Origin of the sequence: Rhodococcus sp. SB1D, assembly GCF_048573875.1 — a bacterium.
In the GTDB taxonomy this organism is placed as follows: Bacteria; Actinomycetota; Actinomycetes; order Mycobacteriales; family Mycobacteriaceae; genus Rhodococcus_F; species Rhodococcus_F qingshengii.
Genome location: NZ_JBMAIQ010000017.1, coordinates 65,537 through 87,794 on the forward strand (window position 1 = coordinate 65,537; position 22,258 = coordinate 87,794).

The 22,258-nt window shown below is 61.7% G+C and carries 21 protein-coding genes; 7 read left to right on the plus strand and 14 right to left on the minus strand.

Features of this window, described 5'->3' with window-relative positions; translation table 11 throughout:
• Window positions 1–3 precede the first annotated feature (3 nt).
• From ACN50D_RS28265 to ACN50D_RS28275, 3 genes are all read right to left on the minus strand, one after another.
• Window positions 4–1,749, minus strand: a complete 1,746-nt coding sequence (locus tag ACN50D_RS28265; protein ID WP_180279539.1) for a cholesterol oxidase substrate-binding domain-containing protein — start codon at window positions 1,747–1,749, stop codon at window positions 4–6.
• A gap of 118 nt (window positions 1,750–1,867) precedes the next feature.
• Entirely contained in the window at window positions 1,868–2,671 is an 804-nt protein-coding gene (locus ACN50D_RS28270; protein ID WP_007732353.1) for a metal-dependent hydrolase, read from the minus strand.
• 220 nt (window positions 2,672–2,891) lie between these two features.
• Window positions 2,892–3,356: a hypothetical protein gene (locus tag ACN50D_RS28275; protein WP_050656940.1), complete on the minus strand. Its 465-nt coding sequence runs from the start codon at window positions 3,354–3,356 to the stop codon at window positions 2,892–2,894.
• A 167-nt stretch (window positions 3,357–3,523) separates the two neighbouring features.
• Between ACN50D_RS28275 and ACN50D_RS28280 the strand changes: the two genes are divergently transcribed.
• Window positions 3,524–4,228 (plus strand): response regulator transcription factor, encoded by a 705-nt coding sequence (locus ACN50D_RS28280; protein WP_003943475.1) that lies wholly within the window; start codon window positions 3,524–3,526, stop codon window positions 4,226–4,228.
• On the plus strand, window positions 4,225–5,604 hold the full coding sequence (locus ACN50D_RS28285) for a sensor histidine kinase (protein WP_212633862.1): 1,380 nt from the start codon (window positions 4,225–4,227) through the stop codon (window positions 5,602–5,604). Before ACN50D_RS28280 ends, ACN50D_RS28285 begins: the two co-directional genes overlap by 4 nt.
• Here ACN50D_RS28285 and ACN50D_RS28290 read toward each other — a convergent pair.
• The 8 genes from ACN50D_RS28290 to ACN50D_RS28325 all read right to left on the minus strand — a co-directional run bounded on the left by ACN50D_RS28290 (window position 5,501) and on the right by ACN50D_RS28325 (window position 14,124).
• Complete coding sequence (locus tag ACN50D_RS28290) at window positions 5,501–6,490, minus strand: LLM class F420-dependent oxidoreductase (RefSeq protein ID WP_007732341.1); 990 nt, start codon at window positions 6,488–6,490, stop codon at window positions 5,501–5,503. The genes ACN50D_RS28285 and ACN50D_RS28290 overlap by 104 nt on opposite strands.
• 6 nt (window positions 6,491–6,496) lie before the next feature.
• Window positions 6,497–7,183: an HAD family hydrolase gene (locus ACN50D_RS28295; RefSeq protein WP_003943463.1), complete on the minus strand. Its 687-nt coding sequence runs from the start codon at window positions 7,181–7,183 to the stop codon at window positions 6,497–6,499.
• Between the two features lie 269 nt (window positions 7,184–7,452).
• Entirely contained in the window at window positions 7,453–8,904 is a 1,452-nt protein-coding gene (locus tag ACN50D_RS28300; RefSeq protein ID WP_003943483.1) for a catalase, read from the minus strand.
• Between the two features lie 31 nt (window positions 8,905–8,935).
• Window positions 8,936–9,490 carry a Fur family transcriptional regulator gene (locus ACN50D_RS28305; protein WP_003943517.1) on the minus strand — a complete coding sequence of 185 codons (555 nt, stop codon included), beginning with the start codon at window positions 9,488–9,490 and terminating at the stop codon, window positions 8,936–8,938.
• 285 nt (window positions 9,491–9,775) lie between these two features.
• The gene (locus tag ACN50D_RS28310) at window positions 9,776–10,423 is read right to left on the minus strand and encodes a hypothetical protein (RefSeq protein ID WP_125050239.1); all 648 of its coding nucleotides are present in this window, start codon (window positions 10,421–10,423) and stop codon (window positions 9,776–9,778) included.
• Window positions 10,407–12,122 (minus strand): GMC oxidoreductase, encoded by a 1,716-nt coding sequence (locus tag ACN50D_RS28315; protein WP_212633861.1) that lies wholly within the window; start codon window positions 12,120–12,122, stop codon window positions 10,407–10,409. Before ACN50D_RS28315 ends, ACN50D_RS28310 begins: the two co-directional genes overlap by 17 nt.
• Window positions 12,119–13,603 (minus strand): flavin-containing monooxygenase, encoded by a 1,485-nt coding sequence (locus tag ACN50D_RS28320; RefSeq protein WP_212633860.1) that lies wholly within the window; start codon window positions 13,601–13,603, stop codon window positions 12,119–12,121. The genes ACN50D_RS28315 and ACN50D_RS28320 overlap by 4 nt, the downstream gene beginning before the upstream one ends.
• Complete coding sequence (locus ACN50D_RS28325; RefSeq protein ID WP_202427151.1) at window positions 13,600–14,124, minus strand: TetR/AcrR family transcriptional regulator; 525 nt, start codon at window positions 14,122–14,124, stop codon at window positions 13,600–13,602. Before ACN50D_RS28325 ends, ACN50D_RS28320 begins: the two co-directional genes overlap by 4 nt.
• Window positions 14,125–14,307: 183 nt before the next feature.
• On the opposite strand from ACN50D_RS28325, the gene ACN50D_RS28330 reads away from it, so the two are divergent.
• The 5 genes from ACN50D_RS28330 (at window position 14,308) to ACN50D_RS28350 (ending at window position 18,074) form a co-directional block, all read left to right on the plus strand.
• Complete coding sequence (locus ACN50D_RS28330) at window positions 14,308–15,018, plus strand: response regulator transcription factor (protein ID WP_050656944.1); 711 nt, start codon at window positions 14,308–14,310, stop codon at window positions 15,016–15,018.
• A 167-nt stretch (window positions 15,019–15,185) separates the two neighbouring features.
• On the plus strand, window positions 15,186–15,428 hold the full coding sequence (locus tag ACN50D_RS28335) for a LuxR C-terminal-related transcriptional regulator (RefSeq protein ID WP_003943509.1): 243 nt from the start codon (window positions 15,186–15,188) through the stop codon (window positions 15,426–15,428).
• Window positions 15,429–15,559: 131 nt separating this feature from the next.
• Entirely contained in the window at window positions 15,560–16,627 is a 1,068-nt protein-coding gene (locus ACN50D_RS28340; protein ID WP_042446628.1) for a sensor histidine kinase, read from the plus strand.
• The gene (locus ACN50D_RS28345; RefSeq protein ID WP_065351825.1) at window positions 16,624–17,721 is read left to right on the plus strand and encodes a hypothetical protein; all 1,098 of its coding nucleotides are present in this window, start codon (window positions 16,624–16,626) and stop codon (window positions 17,719–17,721) included. Before ACN50D_RS28340 ends, ACN50D_RS28345 begins: the two co-directional genes overlap by 4 nt.
• A gap of 47 nt (window positions 17,722–17,768) precedes the next feature.
• On the plus strand, window positions 17,769–18,074 hold the full coding sequence (locus ACN50D_RS28350; protein WP_007732306.1) for a hypothetical protein: 306 nt from the start codon (window positions 17,769–17,771) through the stop codon (window positions 18,072–18,074).
• A 6-nt stretch (window positions 18,075–18,080) separates the two neighbouring features.
• Here ACN50D_RS28350 and ACN50D_RS28355 read toward each other — a convergent pair whose 3' ends face one another.
• From ACN50D_RS28355 to ACN50D_RS28365, 3 genes are read right to left on the minus strand one after another with little or no spacing between them, the layout of a single operon-like run.
• Window positions 18,081–18,977: a hydroxymethylglutaryl-CoA lyase gene (locus ACN50D_RS28355; RefSeq protein WP_370852725.1), complete on the minus strand. Its 897-nt coding sequence runs from the start codon at window positions 18,975–18,977 to the stop codon at window positions 18,081–18,083.
• A 16-nt stretch (window positions 18,978–18,993) separates the two neighbouring features.
• Entirely contained in the window at window positions 18,994–20,208 is a 1,215-nt protein-coding gene (locus tag ACN50D_RS28360; protein ID WP_007732303.1) for a CaiB/BaiF CoA transferase family protein, read from the minus strand.
• Between the two features lie 36 nt (window positions 20,209–20,244).
• A complete protein-coding gene (locus ACN50D_RS28365) occupies window positions 20,245–22,011 on the minus strand; it encodes a multicopper oxidase family protein (protein WP_042446618.1) in 1,767 nt (588 codons plus the stop codon).
• Between the last annotated feature and the right edge of the window lie 247 nt (window positions 22,012–22,258).

A 22,258-nucleotide genomic window follows, 5' to 3' on the forward strand; every position in this document is an offset into this window, starting at 1 on the left:
GATTCAGCTGGGTGGCAATACGCGGTCGAGGAACGTATTGCTGAATACGCGGTGCGGGTCGTGTTCGTCGAGAGTGGCGAGAGCGAAGTCCCAATTCCCGTCGCCACCGGCACGAAAGGTGGCAGGCACTGTGCTGGTGAGAAATTCGTCGTCCTGGTACGCCGCCTGATCGGTGAATGCCCACCCCTTGGACCACTCCGGACGGAAGGTCGCGTAATCGCCGGAGTAGTTCGCGACCATCCACCGTTCCATTTCGCGAAGGAAGGCAGGCAATCCCGCGGTGCCGGGAATCGAGACCACGTTCATCCAGATCGCTGTGTCCCAGTCCTGACGATCCGCCCGCGGCCGCACCGCTGACAGGTCCGGCGCTCCGGCGCTGTCGACCAACACCTCGCCGTCATCGTCGACACCGCAGAGACGCACTTCGAACGGCATGTTGACGGGATACTGCCCCAGCGACGCGTAGTGCGTCATTCGTTCGTTCAGCCAACTCGTCATCTCGTGGACGACTCGGCCGATGTTGGACCGCTTGGTGATCACGGCCCCGCCCCCGGCTACGACGCGCAAGGTCGTGTGCCGGAGGTAGAACAGAACGTCTTTCGACCAACCCCAGAGATCGTCGGTGTCGGTCAGCACCAATCCTGCTGCTACAGCGCCGAACTGAGAGGCGCCGAACAGCGGCGTCGCAGCTTGGAGACCCTGTGCCACCATCCCCAACGGGGTGGTGACTTCTTCGGGAATCGCGTCGGAGAAGAAGTAGTTGTACGGCCCGCTCACCTCTCGGGACTCCGGCGGTTTGACCGGGGTCGGTGTCCAGACCTTGAGCCACGGTGTTTGCGTGAACGGGAACCAGATTGCTTCCACCCGTCCGGATTTCTCGACGAAACTCTCGTAGGTACGCCCTGGCGAACCGGGAGCAGCAAAGAGTTCTTGCCACGGAATGTCGGTGAAACTCTGGCACCGCAGCCGATAATTCTCCCCGGCTTGCAGCGTCACGGAGGTGACGAAGGTTCGACCCAGATGGGTCAGGAAGGCGGTGCTCTCGACGTCCGATCGGTGAAATGTCTTCAGTGCGTACCGATTGATGCCTTCGTCCCACGCCACCACCGTGATCTCGGTGATCAGGTTGCTCAGCGAACCATACGATTGACCAGGGGTGATCGTCTCCCCCACCGCCGGATAGGTTGCCCCGTGAGCACCGATCGCCAGCGCGCCGGCGATGGACAGCTCACCGATCGCCGGAGAGTTGGCCCAGCCGAGCCCTTCTCGCTCGAGCGCTGTCAGAATCGCTTCGATACTGGCGCCGGCGCCCGCCGTGACCGTTGCGGGCGTGCCGTGCTGCACCACAACCGAATTCAAGTTGGCCATCGTATCGACCAGCAGAACTCGATCCGAAGGCGCGCCGGGCACCACCGTCAACGGGCTCCACCCGTGCATCGTTCCCTTCGCACGCACTGTGTACCCGTTGTCGAACGCCCAGTTGGCGAGGGTGACCACGTCGTCGCTGTGACGTGCCGTGGCCGTCCACACGCTGTCGAGCATGATTTCTCGCGACCAGTTCGCGTACGCCTGCTGTGACAACGGAATGTCCGACGGAAATCCGGGCGGTGGCGCGATGGTCGATGCCGAACCCCAGGGAACTGCTCCAGCCGGCGCCCAGGAAATGCCCGCGAGAGCAGCTGCGCCGGCACTCGCTGCGAGAAATCCGCGCCGGCTCACACCGTCTTCGCTCGAGCTGTGCTCTGCCATGCGCTCTGCTTGATGCACCACTGCTCACTCCGTCAGCCGACTCGGTTCATGTCAGGGACGAACGTAGAACAAATATGATTACGATGCCAGTGGTTCCGTAATAAAAGTTTTCCGAAGCTCACTGCACCATCGGAGCGAAGACCGCGTAGATCGCTTCCGGGGCACCGTCGAACGCACTGATGATCAACCAGGCAGTCAGAACCGTCAACGCCGGCCCGATCAGGATCTTCTCGAGGTTCCCACCTGCACGGATGGACAGGAATGACGGCAGCCGTTGTTCCCACCATCGTTTGCCGCCGAGCGGAATCAGGGGCGCGAGAAACGGCACCCCTTCCTTAGTGATCGCATCGCCGAGACAGTGCGTGGCGCAGCCCAAGGCCACCGCAACACCTAGCCCCGTGGATCCAGCCTCACTCGGATACCACTGCCAGGTGAGGGCAGAGAGCACCAACGCAACGGCGGAGACCGCGAGCCAACCCTTCTCCTTGGCCAATTCACCCGCCAATCCACGGATGGCCAACCCGAGGCAGAAGAACAGGGTGATGATGATGGCTGGCTTCCCGAACTGAACAACCAGCGCCGAGACCCCGGCACCCAACCCGGCGGCGAACAGCGCGGTGTGCGTGAGCGTCCGATGCCCACCACGACGCTTGCCGTCCTTCTTGCCTTTGGTGATGCGGTAGAAGGTCACCGAAATTGCGTCGATGCCTTTGGCCAGAGCCTTGCTGAGCGGACCGAATGATCGCGAAACCGTCGACTGACCGGTATCGAGGTCGGGAAGCAAGGCGGCTCCGGCACACACTCCGGCAAAGGTCAAAGTTTCCGCAGTGGATGTGGGCCCTCCCCAGTCGAGAGGCAACAACTCCGCAACCACCAACCCCACAGCAGCACCGGACATCGCGTGGGTGGGGCCCATGACCATGAAACACAACACCTTTCGAAACGCGCCCCGCATCAGGCCGTACCGCACCCTCTGCAAGACACCACACACATGACGCCGTCGGCGACGGCCCCGGCATGCTCGCCGAGACCGCCCCGAACGTAGCAAGTGCTACCGACAGGCTTGACCAACCTCCAGACCCAGTTGAGTACGGCCGTACCGTTCCAGGTCAAAGCGGTTCATGCGGAGCTTTTTTCGCTCGTCAGCCCGCGGCAACCGTGCATGACAGGGCAACGCCTTCCTCCAGCGGAGCGACACCGGCCATGTCGAGCACCTCTGCCGGAACACCTTCGGTGGTCGGAGCCCATTCGACGGTCGGCAACGCCGGCACCCCTTCACGCGCAACGAATGTCGCAGCTTCGCTCGGCACTTCGATAGTGACTGCGGCCGTACCGGCCTCCTCCGCGCGCACGACCTTCCCCTCGTCGATGAGCTTCTGCAGCTCCTCGTCGGAAATCGGCGCCGCGACACCACACGCTACTTCGGGAGCCACACCCAACTCGGACGGAGCGGTCGCGATCGACCGCACCGCCACCGGTGACCCGTCGGAAATCGGATTGGAAGCCCAGGCGATTCCCGGCGCCACTGCCATACCGAGGACCGCCACGGACGCCACCACCACACCGGTCCGGCGGGCCCGCTTGCCGTTCACTTTCAATCGCGTCATCGTAGTTCTCCTTGATCGAACGTTCTCGAGTTCTCGGCGCGGTCGCATCCGAGAAACCCGAGGTTATGAAGCCAACACTGCAGATCTGTTGTCGGTTTCTTAGGAGTTGATGAGAATGCGACGGCCCTCGCTCCGAGCGAGGCCCCAGGCCTTGATCCGATGGCACCATGGCTGGGGTGAGTACACGCGAGCGCATCCTGATCGTTGACGACGACGCGAAGGTTCTGAATTCGCTCGAACGTGGACTCCGATTGTCGGGCTTCGACACGGCAACTGCCGTCGACGGACGATCGGCCTTGTCATCGGTGAACAAGCAATGCCCGGCCGCGCTCGTTCTCGACGTCAACATGCCCGGCCTCGACGGCGTCGGCGTGGTGACCGCCCTGCGCGCGATCGGCAACGAGGTTCCGATCTGCGTACTCAGCGCCCGAAGTTCCGTGGGTGATCGCATCGCAGGGCTGGAGGCGGGCGCCGACGACTACCTCACCAAGCCCTTCGAATTGGCCGAGCTTGTCGCCAGACTGCGCGCATTGCTACGACGCACGACGCGAGCCACCCCGTCGGTCGACCATCCGATCACGGTGGGACCGCTGACGGTCGATCTCCGTGGCCATCGAGCGCACATCGACGGTAGGCGAATCGAACTCACCAAAAGAGAGTTCGACCTGTTGTCGGTACTCGCCGAGCATGCCGGTGTCGTACTCAGTCGCGCACAACTCCTGCGACTCGTCTGGGGTTACGACTTCGCTGCCGACACCAATGTCGTCGACGTCTTTGTCACCTATCTACGCAAGAAACTCGAAGTCGACGGAGCGCCCCGCGTGATCCACACCGTGCGCGGAGTGGGCTTCGTCCTGAGGGCCGAACGATGAAGCGGCCACTGTCACTTCAGACTCGCGTAGCCATCGCCTCGGGTCTGGCCGCCGGAATCGTGATTGCCGCGATCGGAATTGCGTTCGCGGTCTTTCTGCGCGTCAACGGATCCGAACAACTCGAACGCACTCTCGATTCCGTCACCTTGGGCGTCGCAGCGAGTGCGCCGAGTCCGCTATTCATCGAAACACCAACTGCAACAACAGAACCATCCGTAGTCAGCCCTGGATTCAACGCCGCGACCGTCAGCGCCTTGGCTACCACCGATGTTCGCAGTCGTGATGTTCTGGTGCCCGGCGACAGCGGCGCCGCACTGGCCGTCAGCATCCCCGAAGACCCACTGACACAGGCAATCCGTGAACAGCAGTTCCAAGTGGCCGCTGCAGCAGTGGTCGCCATCCTTGCCGCGGCCGGGCTTGGTTGGTTCCTCACCGGCCGAGCCGTCCGGCCACTACAGCAATTGACCGAGACCACCAGTTCGATCGGCAACAACCTCGACGTCGAAGGACTCTCGCGCCGGGCACCGTCGGTGCGTGGAACGCGCGAAGCCGAAGAACTGTCGGAGGCAATCCACAGCATGCTCAGTCGCATCGAAACCGATAGAAGCCGCACCGAGGAGGCGTTGGAGTCGGCACGCGATTTCGCTCGCGTCTCCGCCCACGAACTACGCACACCTCTCACGTCGATGCGTACCGATCTGGAAGTTCTCGCAACACTCGATCTCACGGAAAGCCAACGGCGCGAACTGTCCGGCGAGTTATTGGAAGCGCAGCGCCAGATCGAGCGCACCCTGACCGACCTCGAGACACTAGCCCTGGGTGACGTGGCCGATCCCGAGGATTGTGCCGACGTCGATCTCGTGGAGGTTGCCGATCGCGCCGTCGCTGACGCAGGCCGTCTGCACCCGCAGGTCGACGTTCGTTTGAAAGCACCGGAAGAACTTTCGGTTCAGGCCTTTCCCGCGGGTATCCGTCTGGTGCTGACCAACGCCGTCACCAATTCCGTTCGGCACGGCAATGCCGACGAAGTCGAGATCACCGTCCGATCAGGGGCTGCGACCGGTTCGGCGACGGTATTCGTCGACGACAACGGCACCGTGATCGCGCCTTCGGAACGCGAAGCGATGTTCGAACGATTTGTTCGTGGTACCGGTGCGGGCGACGCCGGAAGCGGTTTGGGACTGGCCCTCGTCGCGCAGCAGGCGAGGCTGCACGGCGGTAGCGCGCGACTCGACAAGAGCCCACTCGGCGGAACTCGATTGATCTTCTCGATCAACCCAATTCGACGTGCAGAGCCTCGAGCAGCGGCTTGGCCGCCTCGTCGAAGAATCGGTCTTGGGTATCTCCCCCGATCTGTACCAGTGCCACATCGGTGAATCCGGCGTCCGTGTATGCCTTGACCGCTTCGACGATCACATCGAGATCGGGACCACACGGAATGCTTTCAGCTACATCCTCTTTGCGCACGAACTGAGTCGCACCCGAGAAGCTCGCCGGCGTCGGCAGTTCGGAGTTCACGGACCACCCTCCGCCGAACCACCGGAACTGCTGATGAGCTCGTGCAATTGCCGTGTCGCGATCAGGGTCCCACGAGATCGGAATCTGACCGATGGTCCGGCCTGCGGGAGCCAATCCGTATGCTCGGCCGTGCACGTGCTTCCACAAGTGCACTAGCTCCGAATCCGGTTGCACGGCAATCAGATCGTCGGCCATCGGACCGAAACGCTCGACGGACTTGTCTCCGGACATGGCCAGCGCCAGCGGAACCGGGTTCTCGGGGAGATCCCAGATCCTGGCGGACTGGACGTCGAAGTACTCCCCCTTCCAGCTCACCAGATCTCCGGCGAGCAGTGCGCGAATGATGCTCACCGCCTCCTGCAGCATGTCCTGGCGGGTGTCGATGGACGGCCAACCCTCGCCGACCACATGCTCGTTCAGGCTCTCGCCACTTCCCAATCCCAGGGTGAAGCGTCCGTCCGCGAGGATCTGGATCGTCGCAGCTTTCTGAGCGACGACGGCGGGGTGGTACCTCACGGTCGGACAAGTCACGTACGTCATCAAACCGACTCGCTCGGTGGCGTGGGCGACTGCCCCCAGCACCGACCAGGCGTAGGGTGCATGCCCCTGCTCGGTCAGCCACGGCGAGTAGTGATCACTCATCACTTCGAAGTCGAAGCCGACTTCTTCGGCCCGAACTGCATGGCGAACCAGTTCTTTCGGACCTGCCTGCTCCGTCATCAAGGTGTAGCCGAATCGTGCCATCACTGATCAACTCCCGGTGTCTAGGCCTGAAACGAGTTCGGAAATCACACTGCCGTCGAGGTGGTCGAGGAGGTCGCGGGCGTCGTCGTACACGGCAGCCGCACCCGCACCTTCGAGTTCGTCGGTCGACATGCCGCCGCTGCGCACTCCCACAGCCACAACGCCCGCCCATGTCGCCGCCTTCATGTCCCAGACGGCATCCCCGACCATGACTGCATTGCCCGCGTCGACACCTGCCTTCGCGAGCGCGACCTCGATCAGGTCCGGATCAGGTTTGGCCTCGTCGACGGATTCCGAAGAGGTGGCGGCGTAGATCATTTCGTCGATGTCGAGCGTCCGGCGTAGCAACTTCAGTTCGTCGTCCGGCGCCGAGGTAGCGAGCACCACGTGCAGTCCGAGCGAGTGAACTCGGCGGATCAACTCGCGCGCTCCCGGCAGTACTCGGAGACGGTCGGCCGACTGCCGGTAGTACGTGGTGTGAAGTTCTTTGGCTCGCGGTCCGCACCCGTCGATGTCTTCGCCGAGCAAGGACTCCAGTAGTTGGTCTCCGTCCATGCCGATGCTGCGGTGTACCCGCCACGCGTCGACCGGGCGACCTACCTCGAAGAAAGCTCGCGACCACGCTTCTACGTGCAGATAGTTGGAATCGACGAGCGTTCCGTCGATGTCGAAGAGAACCGCACCTATTGCCATGGGAATTGACTGCCCAACACCTCGGTTCGCGAAACTTGTGCCCCGAGCATTCTCAGCTCGAGAAGCGGATCATGGAGAGTGCGAACAGCAGAAGTGCACGTCGAACAGGGGTGTCGTCATGGAGTCAGTCGTTGTATTCCTTCTCGCATGCTTCGTCTATTGGTTTGCGCTTCTGTAGTTGGGTAGACGGAAACGGACCGCTGCCGGGAAGTGATTTCCCTTGCAGCGGTCCGCATTCGGTAGACCTAGGCGATGCTCATGTCAGCGGGTCACTGACCTGCGCGTACACCTTCTTCGACGCGCTTGCCCAAATCTGCGTCGACGTTCTTCCAGTACTCGAAGACACGCAGCAGAACTTCTTCGCTGACGCCGGCAAGGGCGTGGCCGACGATGTTGCTCACCAGGCGCTCACGAGCTGCGTCGTCGAGAACTTCACGGACCAGCGTTCCGGCCTGCGTGAAGTCGCCGTCCTCGGCGTGCTCGATGTATCCGGCGCGCACTGCCTTGCCGTCGAATGCCCACAGTCCTTCGTCACCGGCAACCGACGGATCGGCATGCGGTCCGCCGTACGAGTTCGGTGCGTACACCGGCGTCGACGGGGAATTGAAGCTGTAACGCATGGCGCCCTCCTTGGAGTAGGAGTTCACCTCGTTCTTCGGCGCGTTGACCGGCAGGTCGGCGTAGTTGGTGCCGATGCGGTAACGATGTGCGTCGGCGTAGGAGAAGACGCGACCGAGAAGCATCTTGTCCGGGCTGAATCCGATGCCGGGCACCACGTTCGACGGCTCGAAGGATGCCTGCTCGATCTGCGCGAAGAAGTTCTCCGGGTTGCGGTTCAGCGTCCACTTGCCGACCTCGATCAGTGGGTAGTCCTTCTGGGACCAGACCTTGGTGAGGTCGAACGGGTTGAAGCGGTAGCCTTCGGCCTCGTCGACCGGCATGATCTGAACCTTGAGTGTCCAGCTCGGGAAATTACCGGCCTCGATGGCGTTGTACAGATCCGCGCGGTGGTAGTCGGGATCGCTACCGGCGAGGCTGTCTGCTTCGGCCTGCGTCAGGAACTCGATGCCCTGATCGGTCTTGAAGTGGTACTTCACCCAGAAGCGTTCACCCGCAGCGTTGACCCACTGGTAGGTGTGCGATCCGAAGCCGTCCATGTTGCGCCAGGTCTTCGGGATACCGCGGTCACCCATCAGCCAGGTCACCTGGTGAGCGGTCTCGGGACGCAGAGTCCAGAAGTCCCACTGCATGTCGTGGTCACGAAGACCGGAGCCGGGCAGTCGCTTCTGCGAACGAATGAAGTCGGGGAACTTGATGGCGTCCTTGATGAAGAACACCGGGGTGTTGTTGCCGACGAGGTCGTAGTTTCCCTCTTCGGTGTAGAACTTCATCGCAAAACCGCGCGGATCGCGCCAGGTGTCCGGGCTGCCCTGCTCACCGGCGACGGTGGAGAAGCGGACGAGGGACTCGGTCTTCTTACCCGGCTGCAGGAACGCGGCCTTGGTGTACTTGCTGACGTCGTGTGTGATGACGAGTTCACCGAAAGCGCCGCCGCCCTTGGCGTGGACGATGCGCTCCGGGACACGCTCGCGGTTGAACTGCGCGAGCTTCTCGATCAGGTAGTGGTCGTGAAGGAGCACCGGCCCCTGAATACCCGCGGTCAGCGATTCGTCATCACTTGCGACCGCGATACCGAAATTGTTGGTGGTGGGCTTGGTCATGGCGAAGCCTCCTAGCGTTGTGGGCTGGGCGTCAGAGGAGCGGGGCTGCATCCGAGTCGAACGCATGGGCTGCATGCGAGGTGGCTGACTCGGAGGTTCTGGACGCATCAATTCGATTCTGCGAGACCGCGTCCGACTCGGTGTCGGATTCGGCAGAATTCTTCAGGCAATCTTCGCAACGGCCCCAGAACACGACCTCGGCTTCGTCGATTTCGAAGCCGTGATTATCGGAAGGTTCGAGGCAGGGAGCTTGGCCGACAACACAATCGACGTCGACGACCTTGCCGCAGCCGCGACAGACGAGGTGATGGTGGTTGTCACCAGTCCTCGTCTCGAACCGTGCGGGCGAACCCGCCGGCTCGATGCGTCGCAGCAATCCTGCGTTCACGCATGCCTTCAGCACGTCGTAAACGGCCTGTGTGGATACCGATCCGAGCTGCTGCCGCACGAGTGCTGCAACAGAATCGGCGTCTGAATGCGGTTGGGCTGTAACCGCATCCAGCACGGCGAGGCGCGGAGCAGTGACCCTCAACCCGACGGCGCGCAATTGCGCTCGGGGGTCGAAGTCATGCTCTCCGTCTCGCATGTTTCCCAGTATGCCGCTTTTCTGGAATTAGTCAAGAAAAGGATTGCCTAAGTTGAATCGAGACCGGTGTCACATATCAAGGACGGGAACAAATCCGGGGAGACCGCCGTTGAACACCCTGTCGGCGTCCGAACAAGCCCCGGGCCCCACCCCTTTTGTCGCTGCGAGCGACCACCCGCCGAGAGGCGCCTGTGGGACGTCGACACCTGACTTTCACACCACACGACCAAGGCCGCCCGGTCACTGACGGGCGGCCTTGGTCGCTTTTCGCAGGTCAAACCCCCGTTACCGACGCCTGGCCGCTCCCGTAGTCATTTTTCCGCCCAGAATCACGACGCCGTGATGGGTGCCCGCAGCCAACCAGTCCGGCAGGGTCTGCCCCTCTGCCTCGACGCTCACGCGCGCGTATCGGAACGATCCCGTCAGCCTTGCCGACGCGATCGCCAGACTTCCACCGGACTCCGGCTGCGCAAATCCCAACGCCCCGGCAATCGGCAGACGCGGCCCGAGCATCCGCGTATCCGAACGCACCCGCCAACCGTCGCCGGTTGCAGTGAATTTCTGCTGCACGTCTCCGTCGAACTCGGCCAGAACCTTGGGTAGTTGCCAGTGGACTCGCCCACCGTGCACCGACGGTTCCGAATCCACCGCGATGAAAGGGACCGCCATCCGCGGCATAGGCCCGATCCGTTTCCCTGGCGCATGCAAGACCGGACTGGCGAGGATCTCGCGATACGGGCCGACCGGCGAATCGAGGTAGTCCACCATCATGGCCACCGTCATCGGAATCGTTCGACCATCCGGGCCGAGCTCCCGCGCCGCCGACGTACTGCGGTGCCACCACAGTGTCGCGCGAACGCGAGCCGGCCACGGCGGCGGATCACTCACCGGCCAGTCGACGCGGTCACTTGTCGATTCAGGCACGCTCCACATCGGACACCTTCTCAGCTCGAACGGTCAGGGGAAGCCGCAAAGCGCCTGGTGCATGCGTCGGCACCACCGGATCGGACGGCAAAGTCGGATCGATACGTACGTATGGCTCGCCGGTCTTCGGGCGGGCGTCCGCGCCACCCTTGTTCGGCCACATCGCGCACGCTCGTTCCGCCTGCGCAGTGATGGTCAGGGAAGGATTCACCCCGAGATTTGCGCTCACCACCGAACCGTCCATGACGTGCAGTCCCTCATGACCGTATGCACGCAGATACGGATCGACGACGCCACTCGACGCGCTGTCACCGATCGCGCAGCCACCCAGAAAGTGTGCCGTCATCGGGATGTTCACGATCTCGGCGATGGAACCACCCGGGTCGCCGTCGATCTTCTCGGCGACCTTGCGAATAGCTGTATGACCCTGCGGAATCCACTGAGGAGGTGGATCGCCCGGTCCCGGTCTACTGGTGAGGGAGCGCCCGAATCGTTTGATGTTCTTGGAAAGTTCGAGGGAGTTGTCGTCGGTCTGCATCACCAGCGCGATGACGGTTCGCTCGGACCAGTTCCGTACCGACAACGATCGCAAGAACGCTCCTGGGTGCCGGGCCGCGACTGCCAGAGTCTTCAGCACCCGGGGAGTTCGCCCACCGCCGTCACTCAGGACGGTCTGCAGAAGTCCTATTGCATTGCTGCCCTTGCCGTATCGCACCGGCTCGATGTGCGTGTGATCATCCGGGTGAAAGGACGACGTGATCGCTACACCCTGCGTGAAGTTCCGTCGACGCGACTTCGACGTTGCGGCCAGTACGGCTTCGGAATTGGTACGTACGACGGTGCCGAGAGTGTCCGACAGGCCCGGCAGGGCACCGGATTCCTTCATACCGAGCAGCAGTCTCGCCGTTCCGTACGTTCCGGCGGCAACCACCACCTGATCGGCGGTGAACCGAACTTCTCGCCGGCGGACGCCGTCCGTTCGCCTCGCGAGCAGGCGGTAACCACCGCTTGCCGCCGGCCGAAGGTCGGTGACGGTCGTGAGCGGATGAACCCTGGCGCCCGCTTGCTCGGCGAGATGGAGGTAGTTCTTGACCAGCGTGTTCTTCGCACCGACTCGGCAACCGGTCATACATCCCCCGCATTCCGTGCAACCTGTGCGTTCGGGTCCTTTTCCGCCGAAGAACGGGTCCGGCACGGAAACTCCTGCCTCCCCGAAGAAAACCCCGACGGGGGTGGACGTGAAGGTCTCCCCCACGCCCATCTCTTCGGCTACGTCCTTCATCACCGCATCGGCAGGAGTGAAGGACGGATTGGTGCGAACACCCAACATCCGTTTGGCCTGGTCGTAGTACGGCGCCAGTTCGTCGTGCCAGTCAGTGATGTGCGCCCACTGACGGTCTTCGAAGAACCGATTGGGTGGCTGATACAACGTGTTGGCGTAGTTCAACGACCCACCTCCGACGCCGGCCCCCGCCATCACGAGCACATCCGGAAGAAGATGGATGCGCTGAACCCCATAACATCCGATCCACGGCGCCCACAGGTACTTTCGAAGTCTCCAACTGGTTTCGGGCAACTCGTCGTCGGCAAACCGTCGACCGGCTTCGAGCACCCCGACACGGTAGCCCTTCTCCGTCAGGCGAAGAGCGGCGACACTGCCACCGAATCCCGAACCGATAACCACCACGTCGTAGTGCGTCGCGGTCATGCCTCGACGCTTTCGATCTTGCGAGCGGAGTAGTTCTCCCGATCGAAATGCTCCAGCAGCGAACGGAATTTGAAAGTGAACGTCGGCCACTGCACCGAGTTGCGCCCCTCCGGATCGATGTACCAACTCGAGCATCCGCCCTTGTTCCACACCGTGTGCTGCAACTCGTGCTGAATTCCCTTGTTGTAGTGCACCTGCACCGTCTCGTTCACGTCGAGGGCATCGATCCGCTCTCGCTTCATGGTGTTCAAGGCGTCGTTGACGTACTCGGCCTGGGACTCGAGCATGTACACGATCGAACTGTGTCCGAGGTTGGTGTTCGGACCGTACATGAGGAACAGATTCGGGAACCCGCTGACCGCAGTACCCTTGTACGCGTTGGGACTACCGTTCCAATGTGCGGCCAGCGTCTCGCCACGTTTTCCGGTGATCAGATGCGCAACAGGCGGTTCCGTCGGCGTGAACCCCGTGGCGAAGATGATGGTGTCGACCTTGTGCTCGACGCCGCTTCCGTCGACCACTCCGTTTTCGGTGACCGAGACGAGCCCACTGTCGACCAGACTCACGTCCGCGCGGTCAAGGGTGCGCAACCAGTCGTTGGACAGAAGCATGCGCTTGCAACCGATCGTGAAATCGGGAGTCAGTTTCCGGCGCAACTCCGGATCTTTCACCTGTCTGCGCAGATGAAGGCGCGCGGCCGCCTCGAAGGCAGGCAGCACCCACGTCGCGTGCGACATCGCGGCACCGAGTAGCTCGCGGAAGCCGTAAACCCACCCTCGAATCACCTTCTGTGTAACGGGAATCCGCGAGTACACGGCCTTCTGTGCAGCAGGCAGGGTGCGATCCATCCGCGGAATCACCCAGGCCGGAGTTCGCTGGAACACGGTGACATGGGCAGCAGGGTCGGCAATTTCGGGAACGAACTGAACCGCCGACGCTCCCGTTCCGATCACGGCTACGCGCTCACCACGCAGTTCATGTTCGTGGTTCCACGTCGCCGAATGGAAAGTGGTCCCCGAGAATTGGTCGAGGCCGGGGAAATCCGGGATCTTGGGCGTCGACAACGCTCCGGTCGCGGCGACCAGAGCTTTGGCCGTCAACGACCCTCGAGATGTCCGAATACGCCACAGCACCGCATCCTCGTCCCACACAGCAGCTTCGAGTTCGCAGTTCAGGACTACGCGTTCCACGATGCCGGTGTCTGCGGCCACCTTCTTCAGATAGTTGTAGATCTCGGGTTGACGAGCAAAGGTATGACTCCAATCGGCGCTCGGCGCAAAAGAATACGAGTACAACGCCGTCGGCACGTCACAGGCACAGCCTGGATAGGTGTTGTCGCGCCAAGTGCCGCCGATGTCAGCTCCACGCTCGATCAACACGACGTCTGCAGCGCGATTGTCGCGAAGCATTCTGGCGGCCAAGCCCATACCGGCAAATCCGGCACCGACGATCAGCGTTTCGACATGTTCGGGAAGCTTCACTTCTTCTCCACTCGGGATTGCCAGGCCGGCAACAGTCGCGCTCTGAGCGCGTCGTCGGCTTCGGATGTACGAAACAGGGCTGAGACGGCAAGCCCACGAACGAGTTCGATGGTGAGTTCGACCGACTCGGAATCGAACCGATCACCGAACAACTCGGCGCTGCCGAACTCGAGCGCCTCACTCACCTTGCGTTCGAGGGGCACCGTCGCCGCATGCAGAACGGGATCGGTCCGCGCCGCGACCCACAATTCGAGGGCGGCATAGAACAGCGGCCCGGAGAACGCGTCCGACAGGACCTCGAGGCCTCGACCACGATCCACTTCAGCGGTGAGGATTTCTTCCAGCCGCTTGTCGACCAGATACTCGACGGCCGCAACGACCAGCGATTCCTTGGTCGGAAAATGATGCAGTTGCGTACCCCGCGAGACGCCTGCGCGGCGGGCGATCTCTTGCGTGCTGGTCCGTGCGTAGCCCAGCTCGACCAACGATTCGACGGCGGCGTCGAGGAGGCGCCCACGCATCGCCGCTGTACGTTCGGCCTGGGTACGGCTTACTTTCGCATCGGAAGTGGTCTCGGTCACAAGACAACTGTAGAGCCGAAACGTAAAACAGTCCAGGCTGACTTCAAATCTTGACACGTAACATACCGGTCAGTCAGCTCTGCCTGATAACGTCCTCGCATCGAGCGGAGGGAAACAATCGCTATGCCAGAGCAAACAGCATTTCCACACCGCCGTGTCGGGTTGGTGGAAGACCACGAGTCGGTAGCAATCGGCGTGTCCGTGATGCTCGAGGACGAGCCGGACCTCGAATTGGTGTGCATCGCGACCACTGTGTCCGAGATGCTCGCTCAGAACGTCGCCTTGGATCTGGCAATCCTCGACCTCCGACTGGCCGACGGGTCATCGCCCAAGAGCAATGTCGAGCAACTGCGGTCCGCCGGGCTCGAGACATTGATCTTCACCGGGGCGGAAAACCCGTACCTCGTTCGCTCGGCCGCCCGTGCCGGCGTACTGGGTGTTGTACGCAAGTCCGAACCGACTGCCGTCGTGGTTGATGCGATACGCGCCGCCGCGTCGGGAAGGCAGGTGGTGACGACAGAGTGGGCTGCCGCAATCGACGGGGATCCAGGTCTCGACGAAGTGGGTCTGAGCCCTCGACAACTCGAGGTCCTCGAACTTTACGCATCCGGAGAGAAGGCGGATCGAGTTGCGCGACTCACCGGTTTGGCGCCGCAGACGGTTAACGACTACCTCCAGCGCATCAGGCAGAAATATGCGGCTGTCGGACGACCCGCACCGACAAAAACGGATTTGTACAAACGCGCGGTCGAAGACGGGGTGTTACCAATTCCTGAACGGCCTACTTCCGGAAAAAAGCTGACTTTGACTAACAATGAGGTTCGGCAACAATAACTCTCACAGCGCTGCCCCTGAAAATATGGGCAGAGGAATTGATGTCTGGGAAAAATTTCCCTCTTCGAATTACATTCATCTGACAAGAAGACGGCACTGTCGGGGGTCTGTCATTCCGCTACAGAGAAGTAAGGACGAAACTCATGACAGTCACTGTGGAAAACTGCATGGCACAGGATCCCGTAGGACCGCACCTTTCGGAGCGCGAAATCGAGGTTCTCAGGGAATGGCTACTGAGTGATTCGAAGTCACGCGTTGCTCAAAACCTCTACATCAGCGTGGGAACGGTGGGGACCCACCTGTCGCGGATTCGCGAGAAGTATGCCGACGTTGGAAGGAACGCACCGACGAAATGCGAATTACTCGTGCGAGCGATACAAGATCAGATAGTGACGATCGACGAACTCTGATCGACAGAGTTGCTTTCGACAAAACAGCCAGTGCTTCTGACGAAATTCTGAGGCTCTTCGGCCGCTTCATCGGCGCCGGCTATGTCTGCTATTTGATATTGCTTGCCCCTGCGATTGCAGAAGCCACCACGATGTCTGCGTCGTGGTGGACTCCACTGGCGGTGGTCGCGACTTTCGGTAGTGGGCTGGCGCTGGGAGCATCGACGTTCCACGCCGACACCCGATGGGTGAAACGAACTGCGAGCGCAAATGCGGTTCTCTACGTCGTGGTCATCCTCCTGTGGTGGCCGGCGTGGAATGGTGACCACGTCACAGATTTCACCTTGTGGATTTCCAATTTCCCCGGCGTCGCCAGCCTTGCTGCCGCTGCAGCTTGGCGACCGGCCGCTGCCGTCGTGCACCTTTTCGTAGTGGCAACACTCGCACAGTTGACCAATCACATAATCCGGACGAGTCCCACGACGCACCTGTTGGTTCCCGACCTCGCCTTCGCCTGGACATTCTGCGCGGTTTTCGTAGCAGCGGCCGTCATGGCCTTGCGAACCGGACGAGTACTGGATGCGACCATCGCCACCACTCATGCCGCTGCCGCCGGCGCCGCCGCGGCCGAGGCCAAATCCGTCGAACGCGAGAGATTCGACGCACTCATCCACGACACCGTGATGTCGACTCTGCTCGCTGCTTCGAGAAACGACGCCGATCCCTCGGTCGTCGCTCAGGCGCGAAGGACGGTGGCAAGACTCGACGAACTGCGCTCCGGAACCGACCACGAGACGAGTTTCGACTTCGACGGAATCCTCGCTCAGTTGCGTTCAGCCGCTTCGGAAGTGGACGAAAACATCACGTTCGAGACCGCCCTCTCCGACGGGTCTGATCCGAGCGGATACGCACCCGACTCGATTCGTGCGATGGCCGGTGCGATGGCCGAGGCACTGCGCAACAGCGTCAAACACGCCGGAAGCAGTGCACGGCGTTCGGTCACGGTCACGGCAACCGCCACCCACCTCGAAGTAGTCGTCACCGACGACGGCGTCGGCTTCGATCCGAGCTCCGTCGAGACGCATCGCCTCGGAATCACTGTCAGCATCCGCGGCAGAATGCGTCAACTCGACGGCGGATCGGCAACCATTCGATCGTCACCCGGCCGCGGCACTTCGGTGACTCTGACGTTGAGCTTGCCCGTAGCGGTGATGACATGACCAGGCCGGACGGACGAGATGTCCGCGATCTTCTCGGCATGCACAGCCGTGCTGCTCGATTCATGGCTGCATGCTTCGCGCTCACCTGCGTGATCTCGGTCGCCTACACATCCTCCGACGTCCGCGCAGTCTGGCCGATGATCTTGGCAATTATCGTGTGCTCGACTGCGGCTTTCACACTCGTACTGAGCAGAGGCGACCCGATGCCGCTGGGGCAGAGCGTTCTGGTGTCTCTGACCGGCGCCGTCACGAGCGGCCTGGTGTTGTCAGTGGTTCCCGTCCCCGTCAACGACATGACTCAACTCTGGATGTTCGGGATGTCGACGGCAGTCTTCACCTTCATGTGCGTTCGTGGGCGTACAGCACTCGCGTGGCTCGGGCTTGGACTCATGGTGTTGGCGACCGCCATCTGGTCCTCCACCACCGGCCAGGGGGCCATGTACGGAGTGTCGTTGACGGTCATCAACGCGGGCCCTGTTCTGATGTCGACCTTCTTCGCATACACCATCCGTCCTCAAGCCAGGGTTATCTACGAACTTCGTGAGCAGTCCACCCAACGAATTGCCTCCGCATCCGCCAGTGCTGCGATTCTCGAGGAACGCGACGCGCAACTCGACAGGCTCGATGTCCTTGCACGCCCGCTCCTCGAACGGGTCGCTTCCGGGGTTCCACTGACAACCACCGAGCGGCAAGAATGCGAACTCCTCGAGGCGCAACTCCGAGATTCGCTGAGGGCGACAGGCTTACAACAAACAGATGTCATCGATGCTGTGCGTGCCGCTCGAAACCGCGGCGTCGAAGTGGTCCTGCTCGACGACCACGGAATGGATGGCGCGAACGCCGACGTGCGCGACCGAATCCACTCGAGCATCGTCCGGGAACTCACCGCGATCACGCGAGGAAAAGTGACCATACGGATCCTTCCACCTCGGCGTACCGCTATGGCCACGATGCTGGTCGACACTGAAGACGTTCGACGAATCGAGTTCGATCACAACGGAATGCAGCTGCTACGGCAGGGGGACCGGGGAGAGCTCGGCACCTCGTCCATGTCCGTCGATCCGACTACAGACAGCGCCGTCGAACCCGAATAGCTTTCGAGGAGAGTGAGATTCACCGGGTCGATCACCAGGAGAAATGAATGATCTTCGAACTGCGTCCAGCGCATGTCGCACGTGCCCTCGCCGCACTGTGTGCCCTTCCGATTCTGTGGACATTCGCAGTAGAGGGAATCACCACGACAACGGAATACGACTACAGCACGGGCGAAGTGTCCTCATCGAGCGACCTGGGCTCTCAGATCGGAAGCGTCGCGATCTGGATCGTCCTCGCGATCGCATTTGCCGCCGGTGCATGGTATCTGGAGAAGCAGCGCATCGGTTGGCCGGCCGCGGCGCACGAGCAGCTGGTCAAACTGCAGCTGGCATCACCCAACCGAGAAGAGTAAAGGTCCCTACCGCTTCCGATCGCCGGCGCGGAGAAGATTACTGGGAACCGTATGGCCCACTATCTCCTCTGCAACGGCAGCGGCACGAATGCTCGCATCCAGGTCGATACCTGTCGCGATGCCCATGTCTTCGAGCATGTAGACCAGTTCCTCCGTCGCGATATTGCCACTGGCACCGGGAGCGAACGGACAACCACCGAGACCTCCGGTGGACGCGTCGAGGTTTCGAACACCGTGCTGCACAGCCGCAAACGCGCACGCAAGACCAGCGCCACGCGTGTTGTGGAAGTGCGCACCCAAGCCGAAGTCACCTACTCTTTCGCCCACAGCGTCGATCAATCGTCCGACACGTCCCGGCGTGGCAGTGCCGATGGTATCTGCGATCGAGAACTGATCAGCACCGAACTCCTTGGCCTGCTCCGCAATCCGCAGAACACGATCCGGGTCGGTTGGACCGTCGAACGGACAGTCCCAGGCTGTGGCCACGATGACCTCCACCCGTCCTCCGGCGTCGTGGACGATCCGGACGACCTCTCCGATACGTTCGGTCGCTTGCTCCGTCGTCGACCGAGTGTTGGCCTCGCTGTGGCCATTCGATGCCGACACAACATATTCGACGGTTTTCATTCCTGCGGCGACGGCCCGTTTCGCTCCACCGATTCCGGCGACCAATGCCGAGAACTCGATGCCGGGCCACTGGTGCAGTTCTGCTGCCAACAATTCCGCGTCGGCCAACGCCGGCACAGCGCGCGGTGAGACGAACGACGTCGCCTCGATACGCGAAACACCCGTCGCAGCCAGAGCGTCGACAAGACGAAGTTTCTCCGCCAGCGACACCGGGTCTTCGATCTGCAACCCGTCCCGTGGTCCGACTTCACGAATACTGACTGCTGGAATACCCACGCCAGGTACCGACATGTCAGATCACGCCCTTCATCTTCAGTTCTGCCTGCTCGTCGTCCGAGAGTCCGAGGAGCCCGCCCCACACCGAGGAGTTGTCGTGACCCGGCGCCGACGCTCCCGCGTTGCGCACGGATCCGGGTGTCTCACTGAAGGTAGGCACGACGCCCAAGCCGAGGACGTTTTCACCGATCCGCTCGTCGTAGTGGTCGACGAGCATCCCCCGCTCGATCAGCTGCGGATCCTTGACGACATCTTCAACCGTATTGATCGGCCCGGCAACAACTCCCACTTCGGTGAGGCGTTCCACCAGGCTGGTGGGATCTTGGAGCGCGACCCAGGCACTGATCAGTTCGTCGAGCTCGTCCTGATGTTTGCCACGCGCAACATGATTGGAGAAGCGGTCGTCATGCGCTAGTTCCGGTCGCCCCATGATGGTGCACAGACGCACGAAGAGCGTGTCCTGATTGGCTGCGATCACCACCCAGTTTCCTTCAGAGGTCTGATAGATGTTGGACGGCGCAATACCCTCCAATCTCGTTCCCGAGGGCTGCCGGATGATCCCGCCCCGATCGTAATCCGGGATCGTGGATTCCTGCACCGCCAGACAGGATTCCGTGAGGGCAACGTCGACCACCTGACCACGGCCGGTCCGCTCTCGTGAGAGCAACGCCGCCAGCACTCCCTGAACGGCGAACATCCCGCCGAGAGAATCTCCGAGCGAAAGGGCAATACGCGGAGGCGCCTGCCCTGGATAACCGTTCAGATGCCGAAATCCGCTGACCGCTTCGGCAACCGAGGCGTAGCCGGCGCTCTTGGCTTGCGGTCCGCTCTGCCCGTAACCGGATACCCTGGCCAACACCAACTTCGGATTGCGCGCACTGAGAACGTCGAATCCCAGGCCCCACTTCTCGAGGGTGCCCGGCCGGAAGTTCTCGACCACCACATCGGCATGTTCGATCAGATTCAGAAACAGGTCTCGTCCCGCGTCGACGCGAAGGTCCAACGTCACACACCGCTTGTTGCGGGCGTGAACCGTCCAGAAGAATCGATGACCGTCCTGCTCGGCCTGACCCCAGGTACGAAGCGGGTCCGGGCGGTCCGGCGATTCGATCTTGATCACGTCGGCGCCCATGTCGCCGAGCAGTTTCCCGGCGAAGGGCCCGGCGATCAAGGTTCCGAGTTCAATCACCCGATATCCGTCCAGGGGCCCGGTGGGCGCACCTTCCGACACAGCTGCCTCCTCTGGGAACTTTTCTCCCCTTGAAGGCTACGTCACCACCCGATATCGCAACATCATGTCGTGGTCTTCGTGATCGAGCATGTGGCAGTGCCAGACGTACCCCTGAAGGTCCCCCATGCCGACTTCTCCGTGTGCCGAGTGATCTGCCATGGAACCTCTCGCGAAAGTTGCATCCGGATCGAAGCCCAACTCGTCGGCCGTCGGAAAGCGCACGATCACGCGGGTGATCGAGTTGGCATCCACGATGACCGTGTCCTTCTCCCCCGTTTCCCACACTTCGGGAGGCCGCAGCGAAGAGGTCACGAATTCCTCTGCCGACGGCGTCCACCGGACTCCCAGGTCAGGTACCGGATACCGCTGCATGAGCGCTGCAGTGTCGATGTTCTGGCGCCCCACAACGCGGAACGCCACCAGATGCAGATGAATCGGATGCGGTTCTGTGGTGATGTTGATCAAATTCCATTGCTCGATGGTTCCCTGACGCGGCAGTTCGATATCTGAATCAGTGAACCGCAAATTGTTGAGCGACATAGTGATCGACGGGTAATCCGAGGGACGCGACAGCTGCATGATCGTGAGATTTCGCACCATATCCGGGGACGCCGGTTCGGCAGCAACGGAATTCAGCTGCTGCGGGATCGAGCCGGTGAATCCCTTTGCGCTGCCCACGTCGAACCGACAGAAGACCGGCATCACCTGTGTGCCGCGTTGCGCCACCGCAAGGGGTACCGGTTCGTCGTTGCGCAATTCCACCGTCGTGCCCGGCTCGAGCATACTGAAGTCGACAAGCAGATCAGCGCGCTCACCCGGACTCAACCGAACGTGATCCGTCGGCGCCGGGGCGGCCAGTAAACCGCCTTCGGACCCGATCACCCAGAACCGCATACGATTTGCGAAATGCAGATTCCACACCGAATAGGTTGCGGCGTTGAGCAGTCGCAATCGATACAGGCCGCGGGCAACCTCCACTTTCGGCCACACGACGCCGTTCACCACGCCAACGTCACCGGGGGTCGCCGGATCCCATGAACCTTGCGGAGTGAGCCACGTGGAACGGACACTCTGTTGACCGTCGGAGGTGAAGACCTTGTCCTGCAGAATCATCGGAAGCTCGAATTCGCCGGACGGCAAGCCGAGAGAATTCCCGGTGGTGCCTGTATCTGCGTCGTCACGGAGAAAATACATCCCGACCAGCCCGGCGTAGACGTTGAGGCGCGTCATTCCCATGGCGTGATCGTGATACCAAAGATTGCCGGCGGCACGACCATTCGCGTATTCGTGAACCAAACCTTCGCCCGGACGCTGGATCAGCTCCGGATGCCCGTCGAACTGCGGTGCAGTAACTCCTCCGTGCAGGTGAAGCGAGGTTGGGACCTGTGTGCGGTCGAGGTCGCTGACGCCGTGCAGACCCGGATCGACATCCGCGGCAAGCGGATACGCAGAAATGTCATTGGCATATCGGACTGTGACGAGCTGATCGACGTGCGCCTCGACGGTGGGGCCCAGATAATCCATTCCGCCGTAACCCAGCGACGGCGACGACGGTAGGTCCGGATGGAATCGGTGCATCGACGATGCCGCACGAAGCTCCAGGTTGCCACCCGAAATGCCCGGCAGGACAGGAAGGGTCTCCCGAAACGGTTCCAGACGGGGCGACGGAAGTTGGAACGGGCGCAGTGGATCGACATCAGGTGGTCGAGCCGTCGCTGATCCAGCGGACAACGCGCTCAGACCGGCCAGCAGGCCAAGCCCTTGAACAAACGATCGGCGACGGATCTTGTGTGACTCGTCCACTCACGGCCCCCTCACGCTGACGGCATCCGGAGCGGGTTACCCGTGTGCCCGCACGGTCAAACACCGACCACCTTCTCCAACCAAAGCTCGAAAATCGGCGACCTTACCCCACCGCACCGGTCGCCGTACTCGACGACCTCCTCCGTCCCGACGAAACACGTTTGCGGACAACGGATGCACTCTTGCAGCTTTGCGAGAAGCCGAAGATTCGAAAACGCTCTTGACTCGAACGCATGTTCGAGTATAA